Annotated in this window: 21 protein-coding genes and 1 tRNA gene; 8 read left to right on the top strand and 14 right to left on the bottom strand. The window is 73.6% G+C overall.

What is annotated here, in order from left to right:
• Window positions 1–291: 291 nt before the first annotated feature.
• The 3 genes from ACZ6JT_RS10695 to ACZ6JT_RS10685 all read right to left on the bottom strand — a co-directional run bounded on the left by ACZ6JT_RS10695 (window position 292) and on the right by ACZ6JT_RS10685 (window position 3,769).
• Window positions 292–2,568, bottom strand: a complete 2,277-nt coding sequence (locus ACZ6JT_RS10695) for a heavy metal translocating P-type ATPase (protein ID WP_469209089.1) — start codon at window positions 2,566–2,568, stop codon at window positions 292–294.
• Window positions 2,569–2,695: 127 nt separating this feature from the next.
• Window positions 2,696–2,929 (bottom strand): heavy-metal-associated domain-containing protein, encoded by a 234-nt coding sequence (locus tag ACZ6JT_RS10690; RefSeq protein ID WP_365479820.1) that lies wholly within the window; start codon window positions 2,927–2,929, stop codon window positions 2,696–2,698.
• A 180-nt stretch (window positions 2,930–3,109) separates the two neighbouring features.
• Window positions 3,110–3,769, bottom strand: coding sequence for a TetR/AcrR family transcriptional regulator (locus tag ACZ6JT_RS10685; RefSeq protein WP_469209088.1), 660 nt, complete (start codon window positions 3,767–3,769; stop codon window positions 3,110–3,112).
• Between the two features lie 130 nt (window positions 3,770–3,899).
• On the opposite strand from ACZ6JT_RS10685, the gene ACZ6JT_RS10680 reads away from it, so the two are divergent.
• A complete protein-coding gene (locus ACZ6JT_RS10680; protein ID WP_469209087.1) occupies window positions 3,900–6,170 on the top strand; it encodes an MMPL family transporter in 2,271 nt (756 codons plus the stop codon).
• A gap of 79 nt (window positions 6,171–6,249) precedes the next feature.
• Here ACZ6JT_RS10680 and ACZ6JT_RS10675 read toward each other — a convergent pair whose 3' ends face one another.
• The 3 genes from ACZ6JT_RS10675 to ACZ6JT_RS10665 form a co-directional block, all read right to left on the bottom strand.
• Entirely contained in the window at window positions 6,250–6,450 is a 201-nt protein-coding gene (locus ACZ6JT_RS10675; RefSeq protein ID WP_073915333.1) for a helix-turn-helix transcriptional regulator, read from the bottom strand.
• A gap of 241 nt (window positions 6,451–6,691) precedes the next feature.
• Window positions 6,692–7,705 carry a Gfo/Idh/MocA family protein gene (locus ACZ6JT_RS10670; protein ID WP_469209086.1) on the bottom strand — a complete coding sequence of 338 codons (1,014 nt, stop codon included), beginning with the start codon at window positions 7,703–7,705 and terminating at the stop codon, window positions 6,692–6,694.
• 18 nt (window positions 7,706–7,723) lie between these two features.
• The gene (locus ACZ6JT_RS10665) at window positions 7,724–8,638 is read right to left on the bottom strand and encodes a sugar phosphate isomerase/epimerase family protein (RefSeq protein WP_469209085.1); all 915 of its coding nucleotides are present in this window, start codon (window positions 8,636–8,638) and stop codon (window positions 7,724–7,726) included.
• A 43-nt stretch (window positions 8,639–8,681) separates the two neighbouring features.
• On the opposite strand from ACZ6JT_RS10665, the gene iolC reads away from it, so the two are divergent.
• From iolC to ACZ6JT_RS10645, 4 genes are read left to right on the top strand one after another with little or no spacing between them, the layout of a single operon-like run.
• Window positions 8,682–9,662, top strand: a complete 981-nt coding sequence (gene iolC, locus ACZ6JT_RS10660; protein ID WP_469209084.1) for a 5-dehydro-2-deoxygluconokinase — start codon at window positions 8,682–8,684, stop codon at window positions 9,660–9,662.
• A gap of 7 nt (window positions 9,663–9,669) precedes the next feature.
• A complete protein-coding gene (gene iolB, locus ACZ6JT_RS10655; RefSeq protein ID WP_469209626.1) occupies window positions 9,670–10,680 on the top strand; it encodes a 5-deoxy-glucuronate isomerase in 1,011 nt (336 codons plus the stop codon).
• Window positions 10,677–12,551, top strand: coding sequence for a 3D-(3,5/4)-trihydroxycyclohexane-1,2-dione acylhydrolase (decyclizing) (gene iolD / locus ACZ6JT_RS10650; protein ID WP_469209083.1), 1,875 nt, complete (start codon window positions 10,677–10,679; stop codon window positions 12,549–12,551). The genes iolB and iolD overlap by 4 nt, the downstream gene beginning before the upstream one ends.
• A gap of 12 nt (window positions 12,552–12,563) precedes the next feature.
• Window positions 12,564–14,063, top strand: a complete 1,500-nt coding sequence (locus ACZ6JT_RS10645) for a CoA-acylating methylmalonate-semialdehyde dehydrogenase (RefSeq protein WP_469209082.1) — start codon at window positions 12,564–12,566, stop codon at window positions 14,061–14,063.
• Between the two features lie 73 nt (window positions 14,064–14,136).
• Here the strand turns inward: ACZ6JT_RS10645 and ACZ6JT_RS10640 are convergent, their stop codons facing one another.
• The 5 genes from ACZ6JT_RS10640 to ACZ6JT_RS10620 all read right to left on the bottom strand — a co-directional run bounded on the left by ACZ6JT_RS10640 (window position 14,137) and on the right by ACZ6JT_RS10620 (window position 19,865).
• Complete coding sequence (locus ACZ6JT_RS10640) at window positions 14,137–15,339, bottom strand: hypothetical protein (protein ID WP_469209081.1); 1,203 nt, start codon at window positions 15,337–15,339, stop codon at window positions 14,137–14,139.
• A gap of 63 nt (window positions 15,340–15,402) precedes the next feature.
• On the bottom strand, window positions 15,403–16,467 hold the full coding sequence (locus tag ACZ6JT_RS10635) for a WxL protein peptidoglycan domain-containing protein (protein ID WP_469209080.1): 1,065 nt from the start codon (window positions 16,465–16,467) through the stop codon (window positions 15,403–15,405).
• A gap of 86 nt (window positions 16,468–16,553) precedes the next feature.
• Window positions 16,554–17,846: a hypothetical protein gene (locus ACZ6JT_RS10630; RefSeq protein WP_469209079.1), complete on the bottom strand. Its 1,293-nt coding sequence runs from the start codon at window positions 17,844–17,846 to the stop codon at window positions 16,554–16,556.
• 270 nt (window positions 17,847–18,116) lie between these two features.
• A complete protein-coding gene (locus tag ACZ6JT_RS10625; RefSeq protein WP_469209078.1) occupies window positions 18,117–19,373 on the bottom strand; it encodes a S8 family peptidase in 1,257 nt (418 codons plus the stop codon).
• A gap of 78 nt (window positions 19,374–19,451) precedes the next feature.
• Window positions 19,452–19,865, bottom strand: coding sequence for a GNAT family N-acetyltransferase (locus ACZ6JT_RS10620; protein ID WP_030710710.1), 414 nt, complete (start codon window positions 19,863–19,865; stop codon window positions 19,452–19,454).
• A gap of 211 nt (window positions 19,866–20,076) precedes the next feature.
• Between ACZ6JT_RS10620 and ACZ6JT_RS10615 the strand changes: the two genes are divergently transcribed.
• Window positions 20,077–20,847 carry an alpha/beta fold hydrolase gene (locus ACZ6JT_RS10615; RefSeq protein WP_469209077.1) on the top strand — a complete coding sequence of 257 codons (771 nt, stop codon included), beginning with the start codon at window positions 20,077–20,079 and terminating at the stop codon, window positions 20,845–20,847.
• A 19-nt stretch (window positions 20,848–20,866) separates the two neighbouring features.
• Here the strand turns inward: ACZ6JT_RS10615 and ACZ6JT_RS10610 are convergent, their stop codons facing one another.
• Entirely contained in the window at window positions 20,867–21,349 is a 483-nt protein-coding gene (locus ACZ6JT_RS10610) for a hypothetical protein (RefSeq protein ID WP_469209076.1), read from the bottom strand.
• Window positions 21,350–21,541: 192 nt separating this feature from the next.
• Between ACZ6JT_RS10610 and ACZ6JT_RS10605 the strand changes: the two genes are divergently transcribed.
• Entirely contained in the window at window positions 21,542–22,006 is a 465-nt protein-coding gene (locus tag ACZ6JT_RS10605; RefSeq protein ID WP_469209075.1) for a phospholipase, read from the top strand.
• A gap of 607 nt (window positions 22,007–22,613) precedes the next feature.
• Here ACZ6JT_RS10605 and ACZ6JT_RS10600 read toward each other — a convergent pair.
• Both ACZ6JT_RS10600 and ACZ6JT_RS10595 read right to left on the bottom strand, forming a co-directional pair.
• Entirely contained in the window at window positions 22,614–23,924 is a 1,311-nt protein-coding gene (locus ACZ6JT_RS10600; RefSeq protein WP_469209074.1) for a phosphoribosyltransferase family protein, read from the bottom strand.
• A gap of 246 nt (window positions 23,925–24,170) precedes the next feature.
• A tRNA-Arg gene (locus ACZ6JT_RS10595) sits at window positions 24,171–24,243 on the bottom strand.
• A gap of 332 nt (window positions 24,244–24,575) precedes the next feature.
• On the opposite strand from ACZ6JT_RS10595, the gene ACZ6JT_RS10590 reads away from it, so the two are divergent.
• Window positions 24,576–26,192, top strand: a complete 1,617-nt coding sequence (locus ACZ6JT_RS10590) for a dynamin family protein (protein ID WP_469209073.1) — start codon at window positions 24,576–24,578, stop codon at window positions 26,190–26,192.
• The last annotated feature ends 3 nt before the right edge of the window (window positions 26,193–26,195 follow it).

The following is a 26,195-nucleotide window of genomic DNA, read 5'->3' as shown; positions in this document are numbered from 1 at the left end:
GCGGTCGGGGCGCTTTCCTTTTCCCCGAAACGGATTCCCCCCACGGGACCCGAGTCGGGGCGTCAGTGTGCCGGGACCCGTTCTGATCGGGAGGGCCGCTCAAAGCCTCCCGCGGCACGTGTCCCGGCCGGCTGATGCCACAGAAGTCCCCCAGGGCTTCCGTCGAACGTCCCCCAAGACGTTCTTGGCATCGCCCCATTAGACCCGCGACGACCCCGGATGGTTACGTTGCGGTCACTGTGATCTGCGTCTCCCGTGAAGGAAGTGTGTGCGTGGTGCGGAGGAGATCCACTAGCGGAAGGAGCGCAACCGCAGACTGTTGGTCACCACGAAGACCGAGGAGAAGGCCATCGCGGCCCCCGCGATCATCGGGTTGAGCAGGCCGGCGGCGGCCAGCGGCAGGGCCGCCACGTTGTATCCGAAGGCCCAGAACAGGTTGCCCTTGATGACGGCGAGGGTGCGCCGGGAGAGCCGGATCGCGTCCGCCGCCACCCGCAGGTCGCCCCGTACGAGGGTCAGGTCCCCGGCCTCGATGGCCGCGTCGGTGCCGGTGCCCATGGCCAACCCCAGGTCCGCCTGGGCCAGCGCCGCCGCGTCGTTGACCCCGTCGCCGACCATGGCGACCGTACGGCCCTGTGCCTGCAGGCGGCGTACGACGTCCACCTTGTCCTGCGGGAGCACCTCGGCGATCACCTCGCCGATGCCCACCTCGCGGGCCACCGTCTCGGCGACGGCCTTGTTGTCCCCGGTCAGCAGGACCGGGGTGAGGCCCAGCGCCCGCAGCCGGGCGACCGCCTCGGCGCTGGTCTCCTTGACCGCGTCGGCCACGGTCAGCACCCCGCGCGCCGCTCCGTCCCACGCCACCAGGACCGCGGTGGCCCCCTCGGCCTCGGCGGCGGCCTTGGCCGCAGCGAGCCCGGCCGGCAGCGTGATCGACCAGTCGGCGAGCAGCTGCTCGCGGCCGACGAGCACGGCGTGTCCGTCGACGACGCCCTGGACACCGAGGCCGGCGAGGTTCTCGAAGCCCTCCGGGACCGGCAGGGCGCCGGCCCTCTCGGCCGCCGCGGTGGCGACGGCCCGGGCGATCGGGTGCTCCGAGGCGTGCTCCAGGGACCCGGCCAGGCGCAGGAGTTCGTGCTCGTCGACGCCCTCGGCGGGGTGGACGCCGGTGAGGGTCATCCGGCCGGTGGTGACGGTGCCGGTCTTGTCCAGGACGACGGTGTCCACGCGGCGGGTGGACTCCAGCACCTCGGGACCCTTGATCAGGATGCCGAGCTGGGCGCCCCGCCCGGTGCCGACCATCAGCGCGGTCGGGGTGGCCAGGCCCAGGGCGCAGGGGCAGGCGATGATCAGGACGGCCACGGCGGCGGTGAAGGCGGCGGTGGGGTCGTCGGTGACCAGCAGCCAGCCGACCCAGGTGCCGAGCGCGAGGACCAGTACGACGGGCACGAACACCGCGGAGATCCGGTCGGCGAGGCGCTGCACCTCGGCCTTGCCGTTCTGGGCCTCCTCGACCATCCGGGCCATCCGGGCCAGCTGGGTGTCGGCGCCGACCCGGGTGGCCTCGACGACGAGCCGCCCGGAGGCGTTGACGGTGGCTCCGGTGACGGCGTCCCCGACGGACACCTCCACGGGGACGGACTCGCCGGTCAGCATGGAGGCGTCGACGGCGGAACTGCCCTCGACGACCGTGCCGTCGGTGGCGATCTTCTCGCCGGGGCGGACGACGAAGCGGTCGCCGGCGGTGAGCGCGCTCACGGGGATGCGGACCTCGCGGCCCGCGCGCAGGACGGTGACGTCCTTCGCGCCGAGCTCCAGCAGGGCCTTGAGGGCCGCGCCCGCCTTCCGCTTGGAGCGGGCCTCCAGGTAGCGGCCGAGCAGGATGAAGGCGATGACGCCGGCGGCGACCTCCAGGTAGAGGGCGGAGGAGCCGTCCGTACGGGAGATGGTGAGGTCGAAGCCGTGCCGCATGCCCGGCATCCCGGCGTGGCCGAAGAACAGGGCCCACAGCGACCACGTGAAGGCGGCCAGCGTGCCGACCGAGACCAGGGTGTCCATGGTGGCGGCGCCGTGCCGGGCGTTGGTCCAGGCGGCCTGGTGGAAGGGGAGGCCGCCCCAGACGACGACGGGGGCGGCGAGGGTCAGGGAGAGCCACTGCCAGTTGTCGAACTGCAGGGCCGGGACCATCGACATCAGCACGACGGGCAGGGCGAGCGCGGCGGAGACCAGCAGCCGCAGGCGCAGCGCGGCCAGCACCGGGTCGGGCGCCTCGGCCTGGTCCTGGCCCTGCGCCTGCGGCCCGGTCGCGTCCGCCGCGGGGGCCGGGGCGGGCGGCGGGGGCTCCTCGGCGGTGTAGCCGGTCTTGACGACGGTCGCGATCAGGTCCGCGACCTGCACGTCACCGGTGTAGGAGACGCGGGCCTTCTCGGTGGCGTAGTTCACCGTGGCCTCGACGCCGTCCATCCGGTTGAGCTTCTTCTCGATGCGGGCCGCGCAGGAGGCGCAGGTCATCCCGCCGATCGAGAGTTCGACCGCCGTTATCGGTCCGTCGTGCACTGTGCTGCTCATGATCCGGCTCCAGGGGGATGGCCGGGCCGTACGGGACCAGTATGAGCTGGCCGGCACGGCCCGGCGGGGTACCGCGGGTGCTGGGGTGGTGCGGGCTGCCGCGGGTGCTGCCGAAGGAGGGGGCGGTTCAGACCTGTCCGGCGAACTCGTAGCCGGCCTCGTCCACGGCCGCGCGGACGTCCTCCTCGGCGAGCGGGGCGGCGGAGACCACGGTGACCTCGCCGGTCGCGGCGACGGCCTTGACCGTGCTGACGCCCTCGAGGGCGGAGATCTCGTTGGTCACCGCGCCCTCGCAGTGGCCGCAGGTCATGCCGGTCACCCGGTAGACGGTGGTGGTCTGGGTGTCCGTCTCGGCGGTCATGTCGTTCTCCTCTTCAGGGGCGTGTCCGGTCACCGGGAGGGGGCCGATGGGTCCACCGTCCTCCCGACTCTTCGAGACTATACCCCTGGGGGGTATGAAAGCGAGCCTCGACGCCCAGGGGGTCGGTCGAGGCGGGGTGTCGGAGCCGGGGCCGGTGCGGAGCCGGCCGGCCGGAGTGGCTCAGCCGGAGTGGGGCGCGGTGACCATCGGGTCGAGGTAGCGCAGCAGGACGGTCTTCAGCTCCGCGATGTACGCCTCGCGCTCGGCGTCCTCGTGGGTCAGGATCAGGTCCAGCGAGGCCTTGAAGATGCCCAGGATCATGTTCGAGGCGTGGGTCAGCTCGGCGGGCCCCGCCTCGGGGCAGAAGGTGTGCAGCACGCCCTCGATCCGGGAGAGCAGGCTGGAGTGCAGTTTCCAGTGCTCCTGGTCGATCGCGCCCGGGATGCCGGAGCCGTGCATGAGTGCCCAGAAGGCCGGGTTCTCGCAGTTGAACGCGATGACCGGATCCAGGACGGCGTCCAGCAGCTCCGGCAGCGGCCGCTGGAGGTTCTCGGGCAGGAAGGCCTGGCCGTGCATCTCGTGGGCCTGCTGGAGCAGCTGGCCGCCGAGCTCGACGGCGATGGCCTCCTTGTTCGGGAAGAACTGGTAGAGGGTGCCCGGCGAGACGCCGGCCTCGCGCGCGATGGCGTTGGTGCTGGCCGCGGCGTAGCCGGTACGGCAGAACACCCCGGCGGCTGCGGCCAGGAGCTGGGAGACCCGGCGCTCGCCCCGTGCCTGGCGGCGGCGCGGCGCGGCGGCTTCACCGGTTTCAGTTGTTTTGCCCTTAGGTGTCCCCGGCATTCCCATCCCTTGCTTCCCATGGGCGATTGACAAACGCGAGTGGTCGCTCGCATTCTGGGAAAACGCGAGCGACTGCTCGTGTTTGCCAGTCTATTCGGCCTGGCAATCACGGTGAAGGGGACACCGAGTGATGTCCGAAGTCAAGAATCCGCCGTCGTCCGGGGAGAGCGGCAGGTGGACCCGGTTCGTCACGGCCCGGCCACGGCTCTCGCTGCTGCTCGCCCTGGTGGTCACGGCCCTGGCCGTGTTCGCGGGCGGCGGCGCCGCCGACAGGATGGGCAGCGGCGGCTGGGAGGACCCGGGCGCCGAGTCCACCTACGCCGCCGAGGCCCTGGAGCGCGAGTTCCCGGCCTCCCAGCCCAATCTGCTGCTGCTCGTCGACGCCGGTCCGGGAACCGCCGGAGTGGACGATCCCGCCGTCGCGGCCGAGGCGGAGCGGCTGACGGCGCGGCTCGCCGCCGAGCAGGGAGTCGTCGGCGTCGGCTCGTACTGGCGCACGCGGCTGCCCGCCCTGCGCTCCGAGGACGGCCGGCAGGCCCTCGTCGCCGCCCGGGTCCTCGGCGACGAGAAGACCACCACCGCGGTGCTGGACCGGATCGACCCGCACTACCGGGGCGAGCACGGCCCGGTGCGGGTCTCCTTCGGCGGGCCCGTCGCCGTCCAGCGCGAGGTGACCACCACCATCCAGGAGGATCTGCTGCGCGCCGAGATGATCGCGCTGCCGGTCACCCTCGTCCTGCTCGTCCTCGTCTTCGGCAGCGCCGTCGCCGCCCTGCTGCCCCTCGGGGTCGGCATCGTGGCCATCCTCGGCACCAACGCGGTGCTGCGGGGTCTCACCGAGTTCACCGACGTCTCCGTCTTCGCCCAGAACCTGACCACCGCGCTCGGGCTCGGACTCGCCATCGACTACGCCCTCTTCATCGTCCGGCGGTTCCGGGAGGAGCTCGCCGCCGGACGGGACCCGGTGGCCGCCGTCGGGGCCACCTTGCGCACCGCCGGGCGCACGGTGCTCTTCTCGGCGCTGACCGTCGCGGTCTCGCTCTCGGCGATGCTCTTCTTCCCGATGTACTTCCTGCGCTCCTTCGCCTACGCCGGAGTGGCGGTGGTCCTGCTCGCCGCAGGGGCCGCGCTGATCCTGCTTCCGGCCGCTCTGGTGCTGCTCGGCGAGCGGGTCAACTCCTTCGACCTGCGCAGGCTGTGGCGGCGCGGCCGGCCGGCCGGGGTCTCGGCCGAACCGGGGCGGGGCTGGGCGCGAGTGGCCCTTGTGGTGATGCGCCGGGCTCCCGTCTTCGCGGTGGCCACCACGGCCGGACTGCTGCTGCTCGGACTGCCCTTCCTCGGGGTGAAGTTCGGCACGGTGGACGACCGGCAGCTGCCGAAGACCGCGCCGTCGCATGTGGTCCAGCAGCAGATCCGGGACTCCTTCCCGGGCAGCCCCGGCGGAACGCTCACCGTCCTCGCCGAGGACGCGGCCGGGCCCGCCGAGCTCGCCGCCTACCGGGAACGCCTGGCCGCCCTGCCCGGCGTGATCCGGGTCGACGGGCCGGTGAGCTCGCCGGACACCGTGCGGTACGCCTACTTCTCGCTCACCACCGAGGGCGAGGCGGTGGGGCAGCAGGCCCAGGACCTGGTCGGCGAGGTGCGTGAGGTGGACGCGGACTTCCGGATCTCCGTGACCGGCGAGGCGGCACGGCTCGTCGACGCGCAGAAGGCGATAGCGGGCAAGCTGCCCCTGTCGCTGGCCGTGGTGGTGCTCGCCACGCTGCTGCTGGTGTTCCTGCTCACCGGGAGCGTGCTCATACCGGTCCAGGCGGTCCTGCTCAACGCCCTGAGCCTGACCGCGATGTTCGGGGCGGTGGTGTGGGTCTTCCAGGAGGGCAACCTCTCCGGACTGCTCTCCTTCACCTCCACCGGCGACATCGAGACCAACCTGCCGGTCCTGATGTTCTGCATCGCCTTCGGGCTCTCCATGGACTACGGGGTGTTCCTCATATCCCGGATCAAGGAGGAGTACGACCGGACCGGGGACCACGAGGGGGCCGTGCGCACCGGACTGGCCCGCACCGGCGGACTGATCACCGCGGCGGCCGTGATCCTGGCCGTGGTGATGGTGGCCATCGGCACCTCGCGGGTGACCAACACCAAGATGCTGGGGCTCGGGATCGCGCTGGCGGTGCTGATGGACGCCATGGTCGTACGCAGTCTCCTCGTCCCGGCGGTCATGAAGCTGACCGGGAAGGCCACCTGGTGGGCGCCGGGGCCGCTGCGCAGGCTGCACGAGAGGTTCGGTCTGAGCGAGGGGGAGTCCCTGCCGGCGGCGGAGCCGGAGACGACGGCCGAGCCGGAGCCGGAGCCGAAGTCGGATCCCGAGCCGGAGAAGGTAGCCGCCGGGACCGCCTAGCCGGAGGCCGGCGGAGGCCGGCGGGGGCCGTGGGTGCGGGGCGGGGCCCGGGTGGCCGTGCCCCGCACCGGGGGAGGTGTCAGTCCTCGCGGCGGCCCCGGTTGCCGGGGCGGCGGGCCACCCAGGCCCGGATGGTGTCGGCGTACCAGTACGGTTTGGCGCCCTCCACATGGTCGGGCGGGGGGAGCAGGCCGTGCTTGCGGTAGGAGCGCACGGTGTCCGGCTGGACCCGGATGTGAGCGGCGATCTCTTTGTACGACCACAGCTGTCGGTCGCTCATACGGGACACCTCCTTGTCCACACGGCAGGGCGGCCGGGAGGCCGTCGGGGGAGCCGACGCGTGGACAGTGACGATCACTCGGGTTCTGCCCGGGGAACGACGTGGAGTGACCGCAGGGGAGGGGCTGTCGACCGCCTGTGACGGAAAACCCGCGTAATGCGGATATGCGTGACACAAGGGTGACCCCTGTGACAGATGCGGCACAGGGGTCGCTTGCGGGGCGGGGCGGGACGGGGAGGGATCAGCGGTACAGCGCCGGCCGTTCCACCAGCTCCACGAGGGTGCGTACGCCGCTGCGCGCCGCCGCGAGGCCCGCCTCGGAGACGGCCGCCGCCGCATAGCCGTCCCAGGCGTCCGGACCGGCCACCCGGCCGCGGGCGGCCGCGGCCACCCAGCGCCGCAGCTGCCGGTCGTAGGCGTCGGCGAAGCGCACCGTGAAGTCCTGGACGATCTCGCCGCCCCACCGGCCCGCCGACTGGACCACCATCGCGTGGCCGTCGCCGATCCGGGCGCTGCCCGCCTCGCCGACCGCCTCGCACTGCACCTGGTAGCCGAAACCGCAGTTGACGAAGATCTCCACGTCGACGACGGCCCCGCCGGAGGTCTCCAGCAGCACCATCCGCGGATCCCACAGCCCCTCGGGGGCGGCCGCCGTCGGCCGGGGGGAGAGCACGGTCACCGCGGTGATCTCCTGCCCCAGCAGCCAGCGCGCCGCGTCCACCTCGTGCACCACCGAATCGCTGATGAGCATGTCGCTGGTGAAGAAGGACGGCGAGGAGGCGTTGCGGTGCCGGCAGTGCAGGAAGAGGGGGCGCCCGATCCCGCCCGCGTCCAGCAGCTCCTTCAGCCGCTCGTACTCCGCGTCGAACCGCCGCATGAAGCCCACCTGCACCAGCCGCCGCCCCAGCCGCCGTTCGGCCTCCATGACGCGCAGTGCCCCTGCGGGGTCCGGGGTCAGCGGTTTCTCGCACAGCACCGGAAGTTCCCGCTCCAGGGCGTGCAGGATCGCTTCCTCGTGGGCGGGCCCCGGGGAGGCGATCAGTACGGCCTCGACCCCCGGCGCGGCTATCGCGGCCGCCGGATCGGTGTGCGCGCTCACCCCGTCCAGGGCGCCGGCGACCTCCTTGACCCGGTCCCCGTCCGGATCGGCCACGGCCGCCACCCGGGCCCCGCCCACGGTCCGCCCGATCCGGCGCACGTGGTCGGCGCCCATCTTCCCGGTGCCGATGACGGCGATGCCGAGCGTGCTGGTCATGTCGTGTTCCTCCGGGAGTCAGCGGGCGCCGCAGGAGCGCAGGTAGGCACGGGTGCGCCGGGCGATCGGCAGCGGCTGGTCGGGCGGACAGGGGTACATGTCCTGCTCCACGATGGCGAACAGGTCCACGCCCAGCCGCTGGGCCGCCGCCAGGACGGGCTCCAGCGCGGGCACCCCCGACGGCGGTTCGCACATCACCCCGCGGCCCACGGCCGGCCCGAAGGGCAGTTCCTCCGCGAGGACTTCGGCGAGGATCCGCGGGTCCACCTGCTTCAGGTGGAGGTAGCCGATCCGCTCGGCGAACGTCTCGATCGCCCGGACGCTGTCGCCGCCGCAGTACGCGTAGTGCCCGGTGTCCAGGCAGAGCGAGACGAGGGCGGGATCGGTCGCGTCCAGGAAGCGGGCCACGTTCTCCGGGGTGTCGATGTGGGTGTCGGCGTGCGGGTGGACGACGATCCGCAGGCCGTACCGGTCCCGGACCTCCCGGCCCAGCCGCTCGGTCTGCGAGGTCAGTTCACGCCATTGGGCCGGGGTCAGGACGCGGTCCTCCCGCACCTCCCCGGTCTTGTCGTCCCGCCAGAAGGAGGGGATGACGACGAGATGGGCCGCGCCCATGGCCCGGGTCAGCGCCGCGATCCGCGACACGTGCTCCCAGGTGTCCTCCCACACGGCGGGCCCGTGATGGAGTCCGGTGAAGACGGTTCCGGCCGAGACCCGCAGTCCGCGCTTGGCCGTTTCCTCGGCGAGTCGGGCGGGATCGGTGGGCAGATAGCCGTAGGGGCCGAGCTCGATCCACTCGTACCCCGCGTCGGCGACCTCGTCGAGGAAACGCTCCCAGGGGGTCTGCCGGGGGTCGTCGGGAAACCAGACACCCCAGGAGTCCGGAGCCGAACCGACGCGGATACGGGTCAACGCGGGCGGGGAGGACGTCATAGCGGCCACCTTAGGCGGGAGACGAGGGAGACGAGGGAGACGAGTGGGAGGACAGACTGTGACCGGCACCGGCGATCCGATCGCGTTCGACCTGATCACGATGGGTCGCATCGGGGTGGATCTCTACCCGTTGACGACCGGCGTACCACTGGCCGAGGCGGAGACCTTCGGGAAGTTCCTGGGCGGCTCCCCGGCCAACGTGGCCGTCGCGGCCGCCCGGCTGGGACGGCGGGTGGCGGTGATCACCCGGACCGGCGCGGACCCCTTCGGCACGTATCTGCGCTCCGAGCTGCGGGGGTTCGGGGTGGACGACCGATGGGCGACCGAGGTGACGGGCCTGCCCACGCCGATCACCTTCTGCGAGATCTTCCCGCCGGACCACTTCCCCCTGTACTTCTACCGGCTGCCCAAGGCCCCGGACCTGGAGATCGCCCCGGACGAGGTGGACCTGGAGGCGGTACGGGCGGCCCGCGTGTTCTGGATGACGGGCACCGGCCTGAGCGAGGAGCCCTCGCGGGCGGCGACGCTCGCGGCGCTGGAGACCAGGGCCAAGGCGGGGACGACGGTGTTCGACCTGGACTGGCGGCCGATGCTGTGGCGGGAGAAACCCGGGCCGTACTACGAGCGGGCGCTCGCTTCGGCGACGGTGGCCGTCGGGAACGCCGAGGAGTGCGAGATCGCCACGGGCGAGTCCGAGCCGTACGAGGCGGCGCGGGCGCTGCTCGCCGCCGGGGTGGAACTGGCCGTGGTCAAACGGGGCCCGGAGGGCGTGCTGGCCGTCCACCGCGACGGGACGGTGGCACAGGCGCCGCCGGTTCCCGTCCGGGTGGTGAACGGGCTCGGAGCGGGGGACGCGTTCGGGGGCGCGCTGTGCCACGGGTTGTTGGCGGGGTGGGAGCTGGACCGCGTGGTGCGGTACGCCAACGCGGCGGGGGCGATCGTCGCCTCGCGGCTGGCGTGCTCGACCGCGATGCCGTTCTCTCACGAGGTGGAGGAGGTGTTGGGGCGTGCCGGTGGTGTCTGAGTGGGGGATGGAGTGGACGCGGTTGAAGGTGCTGGCGCTTGACCCGGGCGAGACGTACGGGTTCGCCTGCGGCGATGCGGAATGGATCGTGCTCCCGCTGTCGGGCGGCTGCGAGGTCCGCTCCCGGGACTCCGCCCCGGACCCCGCGCCTCAAACGCCGGCGGGGCTGGATCATCGGGGCTCCGCCCCGGACCCCACGCCTCAAACGCCGGCGGGGCTCGGTGGTGCGGCGGGGCCGGGCAATTCAGCCTCGCCGGCGTTTGAGGCGCGGGGGTTCGGGGGCGGCGCCCCCGCAGCGGAGCCGCACGTGTTCGAACTGCGAGGGCGGAACGGGGTGTTCGCAGGTGTCACCGACTTCGCGTACGTGCCTCGCGACGCGCACGTCGAGGTGACCTCCGCCGCCGGCGGGCGGTTCGCGCTCGCGGGGGCCCGCTGCCGGCGGCGCCTGCCCGCGCGCTACGGCCCGGCCAGCGGGGTGCCCGTGGAGCTGCGCGGCGCGGGCCAGTGCTCCCGGCAGGTCAACAACTTCGCGGCGGCCGGGGCGTTCCCCGCCGACCGGCTGATCGCCGTCGAGGTGCTGACCCCCGGCGGGAACTGGTCCTCGTACCCGCCCCACAAGCACGACGAGCACCACCCCGGCGAGGAGTCCCGCCTGGAGGAGATCTACTACTTCGAGATCGCCCCGCACGGGGACACCCCCGGGTACGGCTACCAGCGGGTCTCGCCTTCCCCCGCCGGGAAGACCGACGTCCTCGCCGAGGTGCGGACCGGGGACGCCGTGCTGATCCCCGACGGCTGGCACGGGCCGTCCATCGCGGCCCCGGGGCACGATATGTACTACCTGAACGTGATGGCCGGGCCGGGCGAGACCCGGGAGTGGCTGATCCGGGACCACCCCGACCACGGCTGGATCCGCGGCAGCTGGGACGGCCAGGACGTCGACCCCAGGCTCCCCTTCCCCTCCGACCCCGCCGACCCCTCTGACCCCTTCGACCCCTCCGAGGAGGCCAACCGGTGAGGCTCACCGTCGCCCAGGCGCTCGTACGCTTCCTGGCCCGCCAGTACACCGAGCGCGACGGCCACAGGCAGCGCCTGATCGCCGCCACCTGGGGCATCTTCGGGCACGGGAACGTCGCCGGGATCGGGCAGGCGCTGCTGGAGGCCGGGCCGGACGCCATGCCCTTCCTCCAGGGGCGCAACGAGCAGGCCATGGTGCACGCCGCCGTCGGGTACGCCCGCCAGCGCGGCCGGCTCTCCGCGCACGCCGTCACCACCTCGATCGGGCCCGGCGCCACCAACCTCGTCACCGGCGCCGCCCTCGCCACGATCAACCGGATCCCGGTGCTCCTGCTGCCCGGGGACACCTTCGCGACCCGGCCCGCCGACCCCGTGCTGCAGCAGCTCGAGGTCCCGTACGCAGGGGACCTGTCCGTCAACGACACCCTGCGGCCCGTCTCCCGCCACTTCGACCGGATCACCCGCCCCGAGGCCCTGATCCCGGCCGCCCTCCAGGCCGTGCGGGTGCTGACCGACCCCGTCCAGACCGGCGCCGTCACCCTGGCGCTGCCCCAGGACGTGCAGGCGGAGGCGTACGACTGGCCCGAGGAGTTCTTCGCCGAGCGCGTGTGGGGCGTACGGCGGCCCCGGCCCGACCGCACCGAGCTCGCCGCGGCCGCCGCGGCCGTACGGGGCTCCGCGCGCCCCCTGATCGTCGCCGGCGGCGGAATCCGGCACAGCGGGGCCGGGGCCGCCCTCGCCGCCTTCGCCGACGCCACGGGGATCCCGGTGGCCTTCACGCAGGCGGGCAAGGGCGTGCTCCCGTACGACCACCCGGCCGAGGTGGGCGGGATCGGCCACACCGGCACCGCCACCGCCGACGAACTGGCCCGGGAGGCCGACCTGGTGATCGCCGCCGGGACCCGGCTGACGGATTTCACCACCGCCTCCGCGACCCTCTTCCAGAATCCGGCCGTCCGGTTCATCGGCCTCAACCTGGACCCGTACGACGCCCACAAGCTCGCCGCCCGCCCGCTGGTCGCCGACGCGCGCGAGGGGCTCGACGAGCTCCGGGAGGCGGTCGCCGGGTACCGGGTGGACCCGGCGTACGAGAGCGCGTACGCGGGGCGCAGGAGCGCGTGGGAGGGCCGAGTCGACCGCGCGTACGCCGTGTCCGCGGCCGAGGAGGGCCTCCCGCCCACCCAGGCCCAGGTGCTCGGGCTGCTCGACGGGCTGGTCGACGGCACCGACATCCTGATCAACGCGGCCGGATCGCTCCCCGGAGACCTGCACAAGCTGTGGCGTGCCAGGTCGGCGGACCAGTACCACGTGGAGTACGGGTACTCCTGCATGGGCTACGAGATCCCGGCCGCGATCGGGGTGGGGATGGCCGCGCCCGGCCGGCCGGTGTGGGCGCTGGTCGGCGACGGGACGTACCTGATGAACCCGACCGAGATCGTCACGGCCGTCCAGGAGGGCGTCCCGATCAAGCTGGTGATCCTCGACAACCACGGCTACGCCTCCATCGGCGGCCTCTCGGGGGCGGTGGGCGCCGAGGGATTCGGCACCGCGTACCGCTTCCGGGCGCCCGACGCCTCGTACACCGGCGACCCCCTTCCGGTGGACCTCGCGGCCAACGCCGCCTCCCTCGGAATGGCCGTGATCCGCGCCCGCACCGTACGTGACCTGCGCGAAGCCCTGGCGCAGGCCCGCTCGGCGACGGCTCCCACATGTGTCTACACACAGACCCGAACGCCCGACACTGTGTCGGGCCCACCCCCGGCACAGGCGTGGTGGGATGTTCCCGTGGCCGAGACCGCGACCCGCAAGGCGGCGGCCCAGGCCCGTGAAGAGTACGACCGGCAAGCCGCGCAGCGACGTCGCCATCTGTGAAGGAGCAAGGCAATGAAGACCGTCAACCACTGGATCGGTGGCAAGACCGTCGAGGGCGCGTCGGGCAACTACGGCCCGGTCACCGACCCGGCCACCGGCGAGGTCACCACGCAGGTCGCGCTCGCCTCGGCCGAGGAGGTCGACGCGGCGGTACAGGTCGCCAAGGAGGCCTTCCAGACCTGGGGCCAGTCCTCGCTGGCCGCCCGCACCAAGGTGCTGTTCGCCTACCGCGCCCTGCTGGACGCCAACCGCGACGCCATCGCCGAGCTGATCACCGCCGAGCACGGCAAGGTCCACTCCGACGCGCTGGGCGAGGTCGCGCGCGGCCTGGAGATCGTCGAGCTCGCCTGCGGGATCACCACCCAGCTCAAGGGGGAGCTGTCCACCTCGGTCTCCAGCCGGGTCGACGTCGCGGCCATCCGTCAGCCGCTCGGCGTCGTTGCCGGCATCACCCCCTTCAACTTCCCGGCGATGGTGCCGATGTGGATGTTCCCGCTGGCCGTCGCCTGCGGGAACACCTTCATCCTCAAGCCGAGCGAGAAGGACCCGTCGGCCTCCAACAAGCTGGCCGAGCTGGCGAGCGAGGCCGGTCTGCCGGCGGGCGTGCTGAACGTGGTCCACGGTGACAAGGTGGCCGTCGACGCGCTGCTGGCCCACCCCGACATCGCGGCCGTCTCCTTCGTCGGCTCGACCCCGATCGCCCGCCACATCCACACCACCGCCTCCGCCAACGGCAAGCGCGTGCAGGCCCTGGGCGGCGCCAAGAACCACATGCTGGTGCTCCCGGACGCCGACCTGGACGCGGCCGCCGACGCGGCGGTCTCCGCCGCCTACGGCTCGGCCGGCGAGCGCTGCATGGCGATCTCCGCGGTCGTGGCCGTCGGCTCCATCGCCGACACCCTCGTCGACAAGATCCGCGAGCGCGCCGAGAAGATCAAGATCGGCCCCGGCAACGACCCGACCTCCGAGATGGGCCCGCTCATCACGGCCGCCCACCGCGACAAGGTCGCCTCGTACGTCAAGGGCGCGGCCGCCCAGGGCGCCGACGTGGTCCTCGACGGCACCGGCTACACGGTCGAGGGCAACGAGAACGGCCACTGGATCGGCCTCTCCCTGCTCGACAACGTGAAGACCGACTCCGACGCCTACCGCGACGAGATCTTCGGGCCGGTGCTGTGCGTGCTGCGCACCGAGACCTACGAGGAGGGCGTGGCGCTCATCAACGCCTCGCCGTTCGGCAACGGCACCGCGATCTTCACCCGCGACGGCGGCGCCGCCCGCCGCTTCCAGCTGGAGATCGAGGCCGGCATGGTCGGCGTCAACGTCCCGATCCCGGTGCCGGTGGGCTACCACTCCTTCGGCGGCTGGAAGGACTCGCTCTTCGGCGACCACCACATCTACGGCAACGACGGCACCCACTTCTACACCCGCGGCAAGGTCGTCACGACCCGCTGGCCGGACCCGTCCGAGGCCCCGGTGGGCGTCGACCTGGGCTTCCCCCGCAACCACTGACCGCCGGCCGCGCGCAAGCGCCGTAGTCCCGCCCCGCCCCCCGCACACCTCACCGCGGGGGGCGGGGCGCGTTTCAGAGCAGCGACCAGACGTCCTTCGCCGCTCCCGTGCCCCAGACCGCGTCGCCGTGGCCGTAGCCCGGGACGACCGTGAAGGCGACGCGGTCGTTGCCGGCGGCGCGGATCAGCTCCGCGCCGCGCGGGTGGTCACCGCGGCCCAGTCCGGTGTTGACCCAGGCCACCTCGGCGCGGATCCGGTCCCAGGCGATCCGGTACGTCTCGTCACCGTCACCGTCACCGTCGTGGTCGCCGTCGCCGTCGTCGCCCGCCCAGACCGCGGCGAGGTCCCGCATCAGCGCGGTCGGCAGGAGCCCGCTCCCGAGGGCGGCGGTCGCCGCGTGCCAGGTGGCCAGCGGGGTGTGGGTGAGGGCGTACCGGTCCTCGGCCGGCGTGGCGCCGAAGGTGTAGGTCCCGGCGCTGTGCCCCTGGGCGTAGATCCAGTTCGCCGGTCCCGGGAGGGCGGCCGTGCGGATCAGCGCGAAGTGCGCGAGCCCGGCGTGGGTGAAGCGCCGGGTCGGGTCCGGCGGCCAAGGCGCCGGGGAGACGCCGTCCGGATCGGCCACCGCCTTGGCGATCACGGCCGCCAGTCCCGGATCGACGATGTGGACGCCCTGCGCGAGCTGGGTGGCGTACGCGTCCCGAGTGTCGGCCGCGCGCACCGCCAGGTCGCCGGTGTACGGGCCGGTGGTGTCCAGGACCAGCACCCGGCGCAGCCTCGGCGAGGTGTCGTGCGAGGCCGCGTCCAGGGCGAGGGCGGCCCCGGCGGAATGCCCGGCGTACTGGTAGGGCAGGCCCAGTACGGAGTCCAGTGCGCCCACCACCCGGGCCAGGTCCCGGCGGTGCGCCGCGAGGCCCCAGTCGGCGGTGATGTCGGCGGCCGCCGCGGCGTCCTCGCGCGGGGTGACCCCGACCACGAGCAGGCCGCGGCCGCGCAGTTCGTGGGCGAGGTTGTGGTCGGCCGGGCCGCCCGGGGTGAAGAAGTCCGCCGCGAAGTTCAGCCCGCCGCCGGGCAGCAGGTACGCGATCCCGCGCGGGGCCCGTCTCGTGTCAGCGATCACGTCCACGGTGACGGGGGCCGGGCCGCCGTCGTCGAGCGGGAGGGTGAGCCGGATCCAGCCGTCGCCCGGGAGGTAGACGGCGGTGCCCGTGCCCAGCGCGCGCTCGATGCGGGTCAGCAGCCCCGTGCCCTTGGCCGCGTCGCCGTGCTGTCGTTCCATCGAAGGTGCCTCCCCGCCCCAGGGTGATGGCCGAATACCGTCACCCTGGGACACCTTCGCCGGTCAGCGCGCCTGAGCCAAGTCCGGGGCGGGTTCGTCCTGTTCGTGTTCCGTGCGGCGCCGGCGGCGCAGCACCCACAGGGTGACTCCGGCGCCCGCCACGACCAGGAACACGCCCACGGCCGGCCACGGGACGGCGATGAAGTCGGTCTCGGACCGCGAGACCAGATCGGGGTGGGCGCTCGCGCCCGCCGTGATGCCGACGGTCACCCAGTCGGACTGGGGGGCGTCCGGCCAGGGTTCGGTCAGCTCGACGCGCTGCCCCGGCAGCAGGGTCAGCTTCAGCTCACGGGCCGGCCGGTCCAGCACCCGGCGCCCGAACAGGCCCTCCGCGGAGACCGCCACCTTGGGCTCGACGACCACGTTGCCGCGGTTGACCAGCGCGTACGAGACCGTGGCGCGGGCGCTGCGGATCCACGGCAGCAGCGGCGCCGACCGGCTGATCCGCACGTCCTCCACGCTCAGCCCCGGAGTCAGGGGCCCGGGAACCCGGAAGTACAGCCGGGCGCCCACCGAGCGCTTCACCCCGACCTGCACCTTGCCGTCCTGCTGCACGCCCTCCACGGCGGTGTTCAGGGCGACGATCCCGCCGACGTGGTCACCGGGCGTCGCGTCCGCCGGGACCTGCACGGTGAACGGGATGTCCTTGCGGCCCTTGGCCGGCACGGTGACGGCGGCGGCGGTCTCCGGCGGCAGCGCGATCCACGCGCCGACGTCCTTGGGCCTGGTCTCCACCGGGAGCAGTGCGAAGGCGCCGCCCGCCGGGGTGTTCATCGCGTCGGTGGCGAAGACCTGGAACGTCAGTTCCTTGTCGGAGGAGTTGAGGATCGTCACGCTGTCGCCGAGGGTGGTCCCGGCCGTGCCCTGGTGGAAGAAGTACGCGCGGTCGGTCATCGCCGCACCGGCCGCGGGGGTGGGGAAGACCCCCCACGTGCCGTTGTCCGCGGCGCTCGCCGCGCCGCCCGGGAGCAGGCCCGCACCCAGGAGCAGCAGGCCGAGGAGCAGGCCGTGGAGCAGACCGTGGAGAGGGGTGCGGGTGCGGCGAAGCGTACGGCTGCGGGTGCGCATGGGCGGTCTCCAGTCGGCGCCGGAAGGGGAAAGGGGTGGTGCGGCGCCGGAGCGCCGCACCACCCTGGCGGAGCGGGCCGTACGGGTCAGGCGATCGAGAAGGTCACGACCGTCTGGTAGGTGTCGGCGAACATGAACGGCGGGAGCTGGATCATCCCGGCGCCGCCCACGGCGAACTCACCGCCGGTCAGCTCGTCCCCGCCGGCGGCCTGGGAGGCCACCTTCATCGGGACGTCGGAGATCGCGCCGGGCGTGCCCGCGGTGCAGGTGCTCGGGCTGTCGGGGTTGGTCACGGTGCAGGACGGCTGGATGCCGATCTGCGCCTTCGCCATCGAGTGGCCGGTGGCCTGGTTCAGGAACGGCGTACGCGTCGCCGTCACGTCCCAGCCGAGCGAGCCGCCGCGGAAGTCCTGGACGGTCGCGGCGTTGAAGACGCCGACCACCGACTGGGCCTTGCCGTTGATGGTGACCGAGCCGAAGCTGACGGCCGGCTGGCCGTCCTTCGGGCCGAGGGCCAGCGGGCCGGGGAGGACCTCGACGTCGACCGGGTTCTTGACGCCGGCCTGCTGCTCCACGAAGACGAACGGCTTGGAGGTGGTCGCACCGTTGATCTTGATCGTGTCGGCCTTCTTGGTGACCGTGAGGGTGCAGGTGGCCACGCCGGCGGCGTCCGCGGTGCCGGTGCCGTTGTCACCGGTCGGCGTGCCCGCGAGGAGGGCGGAGCAGGTGACGGCGCCGGGCGGCATGTTGGCGCCGCTGACGACGACCTCCTGGCCCGCCGGGCCGCTGTTGGGCGTCAGCTTCGTCGTGATCGGGTCCTTGGGCAGGGCCTCGACCGCGACGGAGCCGAGCGAGGCGCTCGGGCGGGGCGCCGGGGTACAGGTGGTGGTGAAGACCGAACCGGAGAGGTCCGCGTCGGTCACCGCGAGGTCGAGCGCGACGTTGACCGTGGTGCCCTCGGTGCCGTCCGGGATCTTGATCGTTCCGGCGAAGGCCTTGGGGTCGAGCGGCTGCCCGGCCACGACGCTGACGGTCTCGGGCGGGCTGGTGACCACCTGGGTGGTCGTCCCGACCTTGAGGGTGATCTTGGAGGTGTTCACCGTAGTGACGGAGAACCCGGGGATCAGCGGGCTCGCGCCCGGGTCGATCGTGATCGGGACGACGTCGCCGGCCTTGGCCCCGTCGGGCAGGGTGACCGTCCAGTTCTGGTTGCCCGAGCCGTCCGGCTGCGGCGCCGGGGCGTCGCAGTTCTCGAAGACGGCGGTGGTCTTCGTCGCGGCCTGCGCGGAACCTGCCAGGCCCACCACGCCGCCCGTCAGGGCCAGAGACAGGGCTCCCGCCCCGGCCAGCACTCTTCGTCTGAGCGTTCTCGTACTCACTGGGTCGCGACTCCTTCGTCATGACGAACCCCTCCCCCCACCCGCTGTGTGGGGGAGGCCGAGCCGGTGCGGTGGCCGATATTGACGCGTCGCGGTGATGAGAAGTCAATGACTTGCTTTCGCCCGAAGCACACAGAAATTGATGGGCCATCAGGGGCGGTCTGATGGCCCATCGGATACCGACTGGTCGGGGTGGGCGCCGGGTGTGCCGGGTGTGCCGGGTGTTGCCCTCGGTGCCCCGGGTTCGCCGGGTTCGCTGAAAGAGGCGGCCTAGCGGTCTGCGGGGACGTGGAGCAGCCGGTTCGGGGTGTCCGCCGGCAGGGCGGTGATCCGGTCGGGCACGGCGTCGCGCAGCAGCGCCTCGGAGACCTGGGCGGGAGTGCGTGCCGTACCGCGCGCCAGGACGAGCGCGGCGACCCCCGCCACGTGCGGGGCGGCCATCGAGGTGCCGGAGGCGCGGGCGGTGGCGGTGGTGGAGTCCTTCCAGGCCGAGGTGACGCCGACGCCCGGGGCGGAGAGGTCCACACAGGGGCCGTGGCTGGAGAACGGAGCGCGCCGGTCCGCGGCGTCGGTCGCGCCGACCGTGATCGCCTGTGGGACGCGGGCGGGGGAGCCGACGCAGGCGTCCTTGCCGTCGTTGCCCGCGGCCACGGTGAAGGTGATCCCGGCGGCCACGGCCCGCACCACCGCCGCGTCGAGGGCGTGGCTGGGGGTGCCGCCCATGCTCATGTTGGCCACCGCCGGGGTGCCCGGGGCCTTCGCCGCGTCCTTCACCACCCAGTCGAGGCCCTTGAGGATGGCCGACAGGCTCCCGGAACCGCGGCAGTCGGCCACCTTCACCCCGACGAGCGAGACCCCCTTCGCGACCCCGTACGTCTCCCCGCCCACGGTCGCGGCGACGTGCGTGCCGTGCCCGTTGCAGTCGCGGGAGCTCCCGAGGAACACCGCGTTGTAACCGAACCGGGCGCGGCCGCCGAACTCCCGGTGGAGGGTGTTGATCCCGGTGTCGACGATGTAGACGGTGACGCCCTCGGCCCGGGTGGCGTACGTGTACGAGCCGTCGAGCGGGAGCTCGCGCTGGTCGATGCGGTCCAGCGGCCAGGGCGCGGACGCCTGGGCCTGCGGCTGCGTGCCGGGGGCGGCAGGGGTGTCGGCGGTGGCGCGGGTGGTCGTGGCGCTGGGGGTGCTGGTAGGGGCGTTGGTGTGGAACTCCGCGTCCGGCTCCACGGAGGCCACCCGGGGGTCGGCGGCCAGGGCGGCGGCCCGGGCGGCGGTGGTACGGACGGCGAAGCCGTTGAGGGCGGCCTCGTAGACCGGCCCGACCTCGTCGCCGGAGTCCGCGACCTCGGCGGCCAGGGCGCGGGCCGGGGCGCGGGCGCTGGTGTCCTTGAGGACGACGACGTAGGGGGCGACGGGGGTTTCGGCGGAGGCGGAGGCGGAGGCGGGGTGCGGCGGGAGGGCGGCGGCCGTGGTGGCCGCCGCGAGGAGCGCGACGGCGGCGGGGAGGAGCGGGACGAATGCGGTCATGCGGCCGATGCTCGGCGAGCGGCGGCGCGGGCGCGCGGAGGGTGCGCCGAGTGGGCGCACGACACGCCGCCGCGCGGGCTACGGGGTGAGGGGCCAGCCGCGCATCGCGAAGACGCCCTCGTCGCGGGCGCCGGCGGCGTCGTAGGTGGCCAGGGCGGCCTCGTTGTCGGTGTCGACCCCCACCCACATGCCGTAACAGCCGCGGGCCTTCGCCTCGTCGGCGAGGGCCAGGGTCAGGGCGCGGCCGATCCCGCGGCGGCGGTACCCCTCGTCCACGGACAGCTCGTACAGGCACATCTCGGTGCCCTTGTCGGGGTGGCTCATCTCGATGCCGGAGACCATTCCCGCGGGCACGCCGTCGACGTAGGCGATGAGCATCACGTGCCCCGGGGCGGCGAGGAAGCGCTCGGACCACTCCTCGCGGGCCGGCCCGTCGAGGAGCGATTCTGCGGCGGAGAGCTCGGCGGGGGTGAGGGCCCGGCGGATGTCCATGCCGGCCACGATAATGCGCGCGTGACGGATGGTGAGCCCAAGTCCGGCGCGGCGCGGCGGGCGGCCGGAAACTCCCGACCGGACGGCCGCGGACGGGCCGGCGTCGCCCGCGGACCGGCCGGCGTCGCCCGCGGCGAAACGTCCCGGTCGTGGCGCCCGGAGGGGGACGGCCTAGCGTGGCCCTTCCGTCGGACAACTGAGGGGGAGTCTCGTGAGAAGTGCCGTCGTCACTCCGGAAGAGGACCGGATCCGCTGGGTCGAGCTGCCGGGGGAGGAGCCGGCCCGGGTGTACGTGCACGGGCTCGGGGCCACCTCGCCGGCCTACTTCGCGGCGAGCGCCACGCATCCGCTGCTGGCTGGGAGGCGCTCCCTGCTGGTCGATCTGCTGGGCCACGGGCACAGCGACCGGCCCGAGCGGTTCGACTACAGCCTCGAAGCGCATGCCGACACGCTCGCGGCCGCCCTCGTCGAAGCCGGGGTGGGAGGCGCCGAGCTGATCGCGCACAGCATGGGCGGATCCGTGGCCATCGTGCTCGCCGATCGCCATCCCCACCTGGTGTCCCGGCTGGTGCTCGTCGACGCCAACCTCGATCCGCTGCCGCGCGTCCCGGGCACGGCCGGCAGCAGCGGGATCGCCGCCTACACCGAGGAGGAGTTCCTGGCCGGCGGCTGGGCCGAGGTGCGTGACCGGGTCGGCGCGCACTGGTGGTCCACGATGCGGCTCGCGGACCGGACGGCCCTCCACCGCTCGGCCATCCACCTCGTCGCCGGCACCACGCCCACCATGCGTGAACTGCTGCTGGAGCTGAAGATCCCGCGCAGCTACCTGCTGCCCGAAGCGGGCGGCCCGCTTCCAGGCGCCGAGGCCCTGGAGGCGGCGGGCGTGGCGGTGGTGCCGGTCCCCGACTGCGGTCACAACATCATGCTGGACAACCCCGAAGGCTTCGCCCGCGCCACCGCGACCGCGCTTGCCCGCGGATAGAAGTCCGCCCGGACGGGGTCTAGTTACCACCGGGCGGGGACGGGGTGCCGTCGGTCCAGGCGTAGACGTGCTTGCCGCGCACCGCGACCTGGTACTGGTGGGCGTCGCGGCACTCGGAGCGCACCTCGGCCCGGAGGCTGCCCGGCCACCACTTGGCGTGCAGGGCCGGGGCTCTCAGCTGCTTCGGCGAGCCCGCGCTGCACTGCGGGCCGTCGAGCGGTGTCGCGCCCAGGGTGAACCGGATCACCCGGGCCTCGCCGTTGGTGCGCATCCGTATGCGGACGTCGGTGGCGTCCCTGGGTATCCAGTACGGCAGGGCGAACCCGGTCTTCGTGCGCGGGGGCGCGTCGGCGGCGGTCGCGAAACGCCGGCCCTTCTCCTTGTACACCCGCTGCTCGATCGTGTCGGTGACGGGATTGGGCGGCAGGTTGGGCAGGGCGAAGGCCGCGGTGGCGAGGACTCCCACCGTGGCGGCGGCGACGACGAGCGGGCGGCGTTTCATAGGTCCAGTCTCGGCTGGGAGACGCTCCTCGCGCGTCCCTCCGTAGGACGAACCGTGCGTGGGTCGGAAGTCTTATCCCGTCTCATACCTGGGAGGGGCGCCGGTTCGGGCCGCACCGGCGCGCAGTAACCGGACGGCGCCCGCGGGAGTTGGCCGGAGGTGATCCGTCCACCCCGGCCCCGAGGACCTTCCATGCGCCGTCGCCGCCTCGTCCCCGCTCTCGCCACCGCAGCCGCCACCGCGGTGCTCGCCCTCGCACCGGCCGCCTGGGCCGCGCCGGCGGTCCCGGCCGACAAACCGCTGGTGCTGAGCCGCTGGACGCAGCCCAGCGCCGCCAGTTACCACGCGTGGGCCGACGCGCGCGAGCACCGGGACGCGTGGGCGGCGTACGGCTTCGACTGGTCGACCGACCAGTGCACGTCCTCGCCGGACAACCCCTTCGGCTTCCCCTTCGCCGGGGCCTGCGCCCGGCACGACTTCGGCTACCGCAACCACCGGGCGGCAGGGCTGTTTCCGGCCGCCAAGGCACGGCTGGACCAGGCGTTCCACGCGGACATGAGGCGGGTGTGCGCCCAGTACTCGGGCAGCCGCAAGAGCTCCTGCGAGGGCACCGCGTGGACGTACTACCAGGCGGTCAGGGTCCTCGGAATCTCGTAGCGACCTCCGGGCGCACACGTTTTCTGTTCGTGCCACGGGTGGACGTCGCACGACGCCCAGTCGTCGGCACGGCTCGGACCAGGGCGCCAAGCGCGGCGGTCCCGAAGCTGCGGCGCCAACATCCACGAGCTCGGCCGCAGTCCGCACGCGCACAGCAGCCTCGCGGAGGCCGACTGGGTGACCGCCCTCGGGGTGATGTCCCCCAGCACGGGCACCAGCGCCCCCACCCGCACCGGCAGCCCGATGTCGGTCTACGGGGATCCGCGCCTCGGCGAGGCGAACGTGTGAATGGAGGTCCGCGACCGGCTGCGCCAGCCCGGCGGCGCCTTCTCCGGCGGCCGGTAGCAGCGCCCGCGCACCGCCCGTTCCCCCGCGGTCCGCCCCCGGATCCTGCTGGTGGACGAACCCTGCTCCGCCACGAACCCGCCCAGGTAACCAACGTGATCGTCACCCACAACACGCAGCAGGCGGCCCACGTTTGCGACCAGTGCGCCTTCTTCCTGGCGGAACACGGCCCCGCCGCGCCCACGTTCTCCACCCCCTCCGCCCCCGCACGGCGGACTACGTCGAGGGCCGCTCCGGCTGGCGCGGCGCCCGGCCGGCGGGGCTACCGGACGAGGTGCCGGACGAACCAGTCCCTGGCCAGGGCGGCCACCTCGTCCAGGGCACCCGGCTCCTCGAAGAGGTGGGTGGCTCCGGGGACGATCTCCAGCCGGTTCTCGCAGCGCAGAGCGCGCTGGGCCCCGCGGTTGAGGTCGAGCACCGTCGTGTCCCGGCTCCCGACGACGAGGAGCGTGGGCGCCCGTACGGCGGCCAGCCGCGGGCCGGCGAGGTCGGGCCGGCCGCCGCGGGAGACCACCGCGCCGATTCCGGCGTCCGCGTCGCCTTCCGGGGCCTCCGCGGCCTCCGCGGCCGCCCACAACGCCGCCGCGGCCCCGGTGCTCGCCCCGAAGTAGCCGATCGGCAGGGGCACACGGCGCCGCAGCCAGCGGGTCGCCTCCGCGAGCCGGCCGGCCAGGGGCTCGATGGCGAAGACGTTGGCCCGGTCGGCCTCCTCTGCGGGCGTGAGCAGGTCGAAGAGCAGGGTGCCGAGGCGCGCCCGGTTCAGCTCCGCCGCCACCGCGCGGTTGCGCGGGCTGCGGCGGCTGCTGCCCGAGCCGTGGGCGAACACCACGACCGCCCCGGCATCCTCCGGCAGGGCGAGGTCCCCGGCCAGGGCGAGGCCGCCGGCCTCCACCTCGACCGCGGTAGCCCGGATGTTCGCGCCGGGAGCCGGCCCGGGAGGGGCCGCGGCCCGCGCCAGCAGGGCGACGACCTCCTCGTCGGAGGTCTGGGCGAAGTCCTCGTACCACTCGCCGACGGCGCGGAAGGCGTGCGGTGCGGACAGGCACACCACCTCGTCGGCCGCGGTGCGCAGCCGGGCGACGGCGTCCGGCGGTGCCACGGGAACGGCCAGCACCACCCGCGCCGCGCCCTGCGCCCGTACGACCTCGCAGGCGGCCGCGGCCGTCGACCCGGTGGCGATCCCGTCGTCCACCACGATCACCGTGCGCCCCGCGAGGGCCACCCGCGGCCGCTCGCCGCGGAACCTCCGCGCCCGCCGGGCCAGCTCGGCCTCCTCGGCCTCCTCGACTGCGGCGAGGTCCTGTGGCCGGATCCGGCTGCTGCGGACGATGCCCTCGTTGATGACGCGTACGCCGCCCTCGCCGATGGCGCCGAAGCCCAGCTCGCGGTGGTACGGGACGCCGAGCTTGCGGACCACGATCACGTCGAGCGGGGCGCCGAGCGCCCGCGCCACCGGGAAGGCGACCGGCACTCCGCCGCGGGGCAGGCCGAGAACGACGGGATCCTCCCCCCGCAGGTGACGGAGCGCCTCGGCGAGACGCTCACCCGCATCCGTGCGGTGGAGGAACAGCACGGGGTTCACCCCCAAACGAGGGGAGACGACAACCATGCCCCGAGATCCACGCTACTCCGCCCCGGCGGGCCCCGGCGGGCCCCGGCGGGCCCCGGCGGGCACCGGCGCGTCCCCGCGTTTTCGCGCGAGGGAGGTGTCCACGGCGGGGAGTTGAGCGGGCGCGCCACCCCGGCCGACCCCTTGAGGACCGCCCTGACCTGCACGAAAGCCCTCCGCAAGGGGAGGGCTCGGGCGGTGCGGAAAGTGTGCCCCCGGCAGGACTCGAACCTGCGGCCAAGTGCTTAGAAGGCACCTGCTCTATCCACTGAGCTACGGGGGCCGGAAGGTGGCCGTGGTGGGCCTGGAGCCCCTGGTGGGGGTGGGACTGCGGTCCGTGCCGGGTCAAGGATAGGGCTCCGGCCGCCTTGTCCCGGTTGCTTCACTCGCGGGCCACGATGTGGAGGTTCCGTGAAGCGGTCCCGATAATCGCAGGCAGGTGCGATTCTCGCATCGCTTTTGCGCCGCGGCGCCCTTGGTGTTGTGCACTCGTTATGCCTGCGCCCCACTCGTCCGTCGTGCCCAGAATGTCCCACTGGAGTCGCGGTCGGCGCGCAGAGGGCGTATAAGCTTCAAAAATGGTCCTAAATTGGGCATTCTTCGCATGTGGTGACCTTGGATGTTCGGCCTCAGCTGCTCGATGCCCTGTCCGCCCTGCGCGACCGGGTCGCGTCCGTGCGTCTGCCGCTGCCCCTGCCCGGCGCCCCGCGCGCGCGCCAGACCAGAGCCGAGCTGCTGGCGCAGCTCGACGACTACCTCGTACCCCGGCTGAAGGCGCCCGAGGCGCCGATGCTCGCCGTCGTCGGCGGGTCCACCGGAGCCGGTAAGTCCACCCTCGTCAACTCCCTCGTCGGACGGCAGGTCAGCGAAGCCGGGGTGCTGCGCCCGACCACGCGCACGCCGGTGCTGGTCTGCCATCCGGACGACCACCACTGGTTCGCCGGAATGCGCGTGCTGCCCGACCTGATGCGCGTCTGGGTGCCCCCCGAAGAGGAGGAGCCCCCGACCAAGTCCCGGGCCCGGCCCCGCGACCGCGGCCAAGGCCACACCCACGCCACCCGCGAAATGCGCATCGAGACCGTCTCCAGCCTGCCCCGCGGACTCGCCCTCCTCGACGCCCCCGACATCGACTCCCTCGTCGTCGAGAACCGGACGCTCGCCGCCGAACTCATCTGCGCGGCCGACGTCTGGGTGATGGTCACCACCGCCTCGCGGTACGCCGACGCCGTCCCCTGGCACCTGCTGCGCACGGCCAAGCAGTACAAGGCCACCCTCGTCACCGTCCTCGACCGGGTACCGCACCAGGTGCTCGCCGAGGTCTCCCGGCAGTACGGGGCCCTGCTCACCAAGGCCGGGCTGGGCGATGTGCCGCGCTTCACCGTGCCGGAACTGCCCGAATCGGCCGGCGGGGGCGGGCTGCTGCCGGCCAGCGCCGTCGCCCCGCTGTACGCCTGGCTGGCCCACCACGCCCAGGACCCGGCCGCCCGGCAGTACGCCGTCGGACGGACCGCGCTCGGCGCGCTGGACTCCCTGGGCCGGCGGATGCCGGAACTCGCCTCCGCGGTCGCCGCCCAGCACGCCGCCGCCGTACGGCTGACCTCGGCCGTCGAGGACGCGTACCGGCGCGAGGGCAAGAGGGTCCGGGCCCGCCTCGACCACGGCGCCGTACTCGCCGGGGACGCGCTGACCCGGTGGCGCGGCTACCCGCTCGACACGAGCGCCGACGAACTGCTCGACTCCCTCGCAGAGTCCCTCGCCGCGCTGCTCCAGTGCGCCGTCGCCGCCGCCGACGAGCGGATCGCCGAGGCCTGGCGGCGCGAGCCCGCCGCCGGTGCGGTGACCCTGCCCGCGCCCGACCGGCAGGCGGGCGAACGCATCGGCATGGCCGTGCGGCGCTGGCGGCGCGTACTGGAGGAACTGGCCGAGGAGGAGGTCGCCAAGCTCGACAAGCAGCCCGCGCCCGACCCCGACGGCGTCGCGGCCCTGCTCGTCGCCGCCCTGCTCGGCGGCAAGCGGGCCCGGCCCGCGGGGGAGAAGCTCGCCGAACGCATCGGCGCCCAGGCCGCCCTGCGGCTGCGCGACCGGGGCGGCGAACTCGTCGGCGACCACCTCGACCAGGTGCTGCGCGCCGAGCGCGACCGCCGGCTCGCCCCGCTCGAAGCGCTCGAAGTGAGCCCGGAACCACAGGCCGAGCTGATCGCCGCGCTGTCCGTACTGCAGAAGGAGAGGTGACGC

This window comes from Streptomyces sp. NPDC046308 (genome assembly GCF_055588065.1).
Note: the sequence above shows the minus strand (reverse complement) of the source record. Positions and strands in the feature narration are given on the sequence as shown.

What these genes read in the sequence shown, in the direction of transcription:
- iolB (WP_469209626.1), top strand. Translation starts at nt 9,670, where the DNA reads ATGGAGTGGACGCGGTTGAAGGTGCTGGCGCTTGACCCGGGCGAGACG.
- ACZ6JT_RS10670 (WP_469209086.1), bottom strand. Translation starts at nt 7,705, where the DNA reads ATGACCAGCACGCTCGGCATCGCCGTCATCGGCACCGGGAAGATGGGC.
- ACZ6JT_RS10610 (WP_469209076.1), bottom strand. Translation starts at nt 21,349, where the DNA reads ATGAAACGCCGCCCGCTCGTCGTCGCCGCCGCCACGGTGGGAGTCCTC.
- ACZ6JT_RS10635 (WP_469209080.1), bottom strand. Translation starts at nt 16,467, where the DNA reads ATGCGCACCCGCAGCCGTACGCTTCGCCGCACCCGCACCCCTCTCCAC.
- ACZ6JT_RS10625 (WP_469209078.1), bottom strand. Translation starts at nt 19,373, where the DNA reads ATGACCGCATTCGTCCCGCTCCTCCCCGCCGCCGTCGCGCTCCTCGCG.
- ACZ6JT_RS10680 (WP_469209087.1), top strand. Translation starts at nt 3,900, where the DNA reads ATGTCCGAAGTCAAGAATCCGCCGTCGTCCGGGGAGAGCGGCAGGTGG.
- ACZ6JT_RS10675 (WP_073915333.1), bottom strand. Translation starts at nt 6,450, where the DNA reads ATGAGCGACCGACAGCTGTGGTCGTACAAAGAGATCGCCGCTCACATC.
- ACZ6JT_RS10690 (WP_365479820.1), bottom strand. Translation starts at nt 2,929, where the DNA reads ATGACCGCCGAGACGGACACCCAGACCACCACCGTCTACCGGGTGACC.
- ACZ6JT_RS10685 (WP_469209088.1), bottom strand. Translation starts at nt 3,769, where the DNA reads ATGCCGGGGACACCTAAGGGCAAAACAACTGAAACCGGTGAAGCCGCC.
- ACZ6JT_RS10605 (WP_469209075.1), top strand. Translation starts at nt 21,542, where the DNA reads ATGCGCCGTCGCCGCCTCGTCCCCGCTCTCGCCACCGCAGCCGCCACC.
- ACZ6JT_RS10665 (WP_469209085.1), bottom strand. Translation starts at nt 8,638, where the DNA reads ATGACGTCCTCCCCGCCCGCGTTGACCCGTATCCGCGTCGGTTCGGCT.
- ACZ6JT_RS10695 (WP_469209089.1), bottom strand. Translation starts at nt 2,568, where the DNA reads ATGAGCAGCACAGTGCACGACGGACCGATAACGGCGGTCGAACTCTCG.
- ACZ6JT_RS10645 (WP_469209082.1), top strand. Translation starts at nt 12,564, where the DNA reads ATGAAGACCGTCAACCACTGGATCGGTGGCAAGACCGTCGAGGGCGCG.
- ACZ6JT_RS10640 (WP_469209081.1), bottom strand. Translation starts at nt 15,339, where the DNA reads ATGGAACGACAGCACGGCGACGCGGCCAAGGGCACGGGGCTGCTGACC.
- ACZ6JT_RS10620 (WP_030710710.1), bottom strand. Translation starts at nt 19,865, where the DNA reads ATGGACATCCGCCGGGCCCTCACCCCCGCCGAGCTCTCCGCCGCAGAA.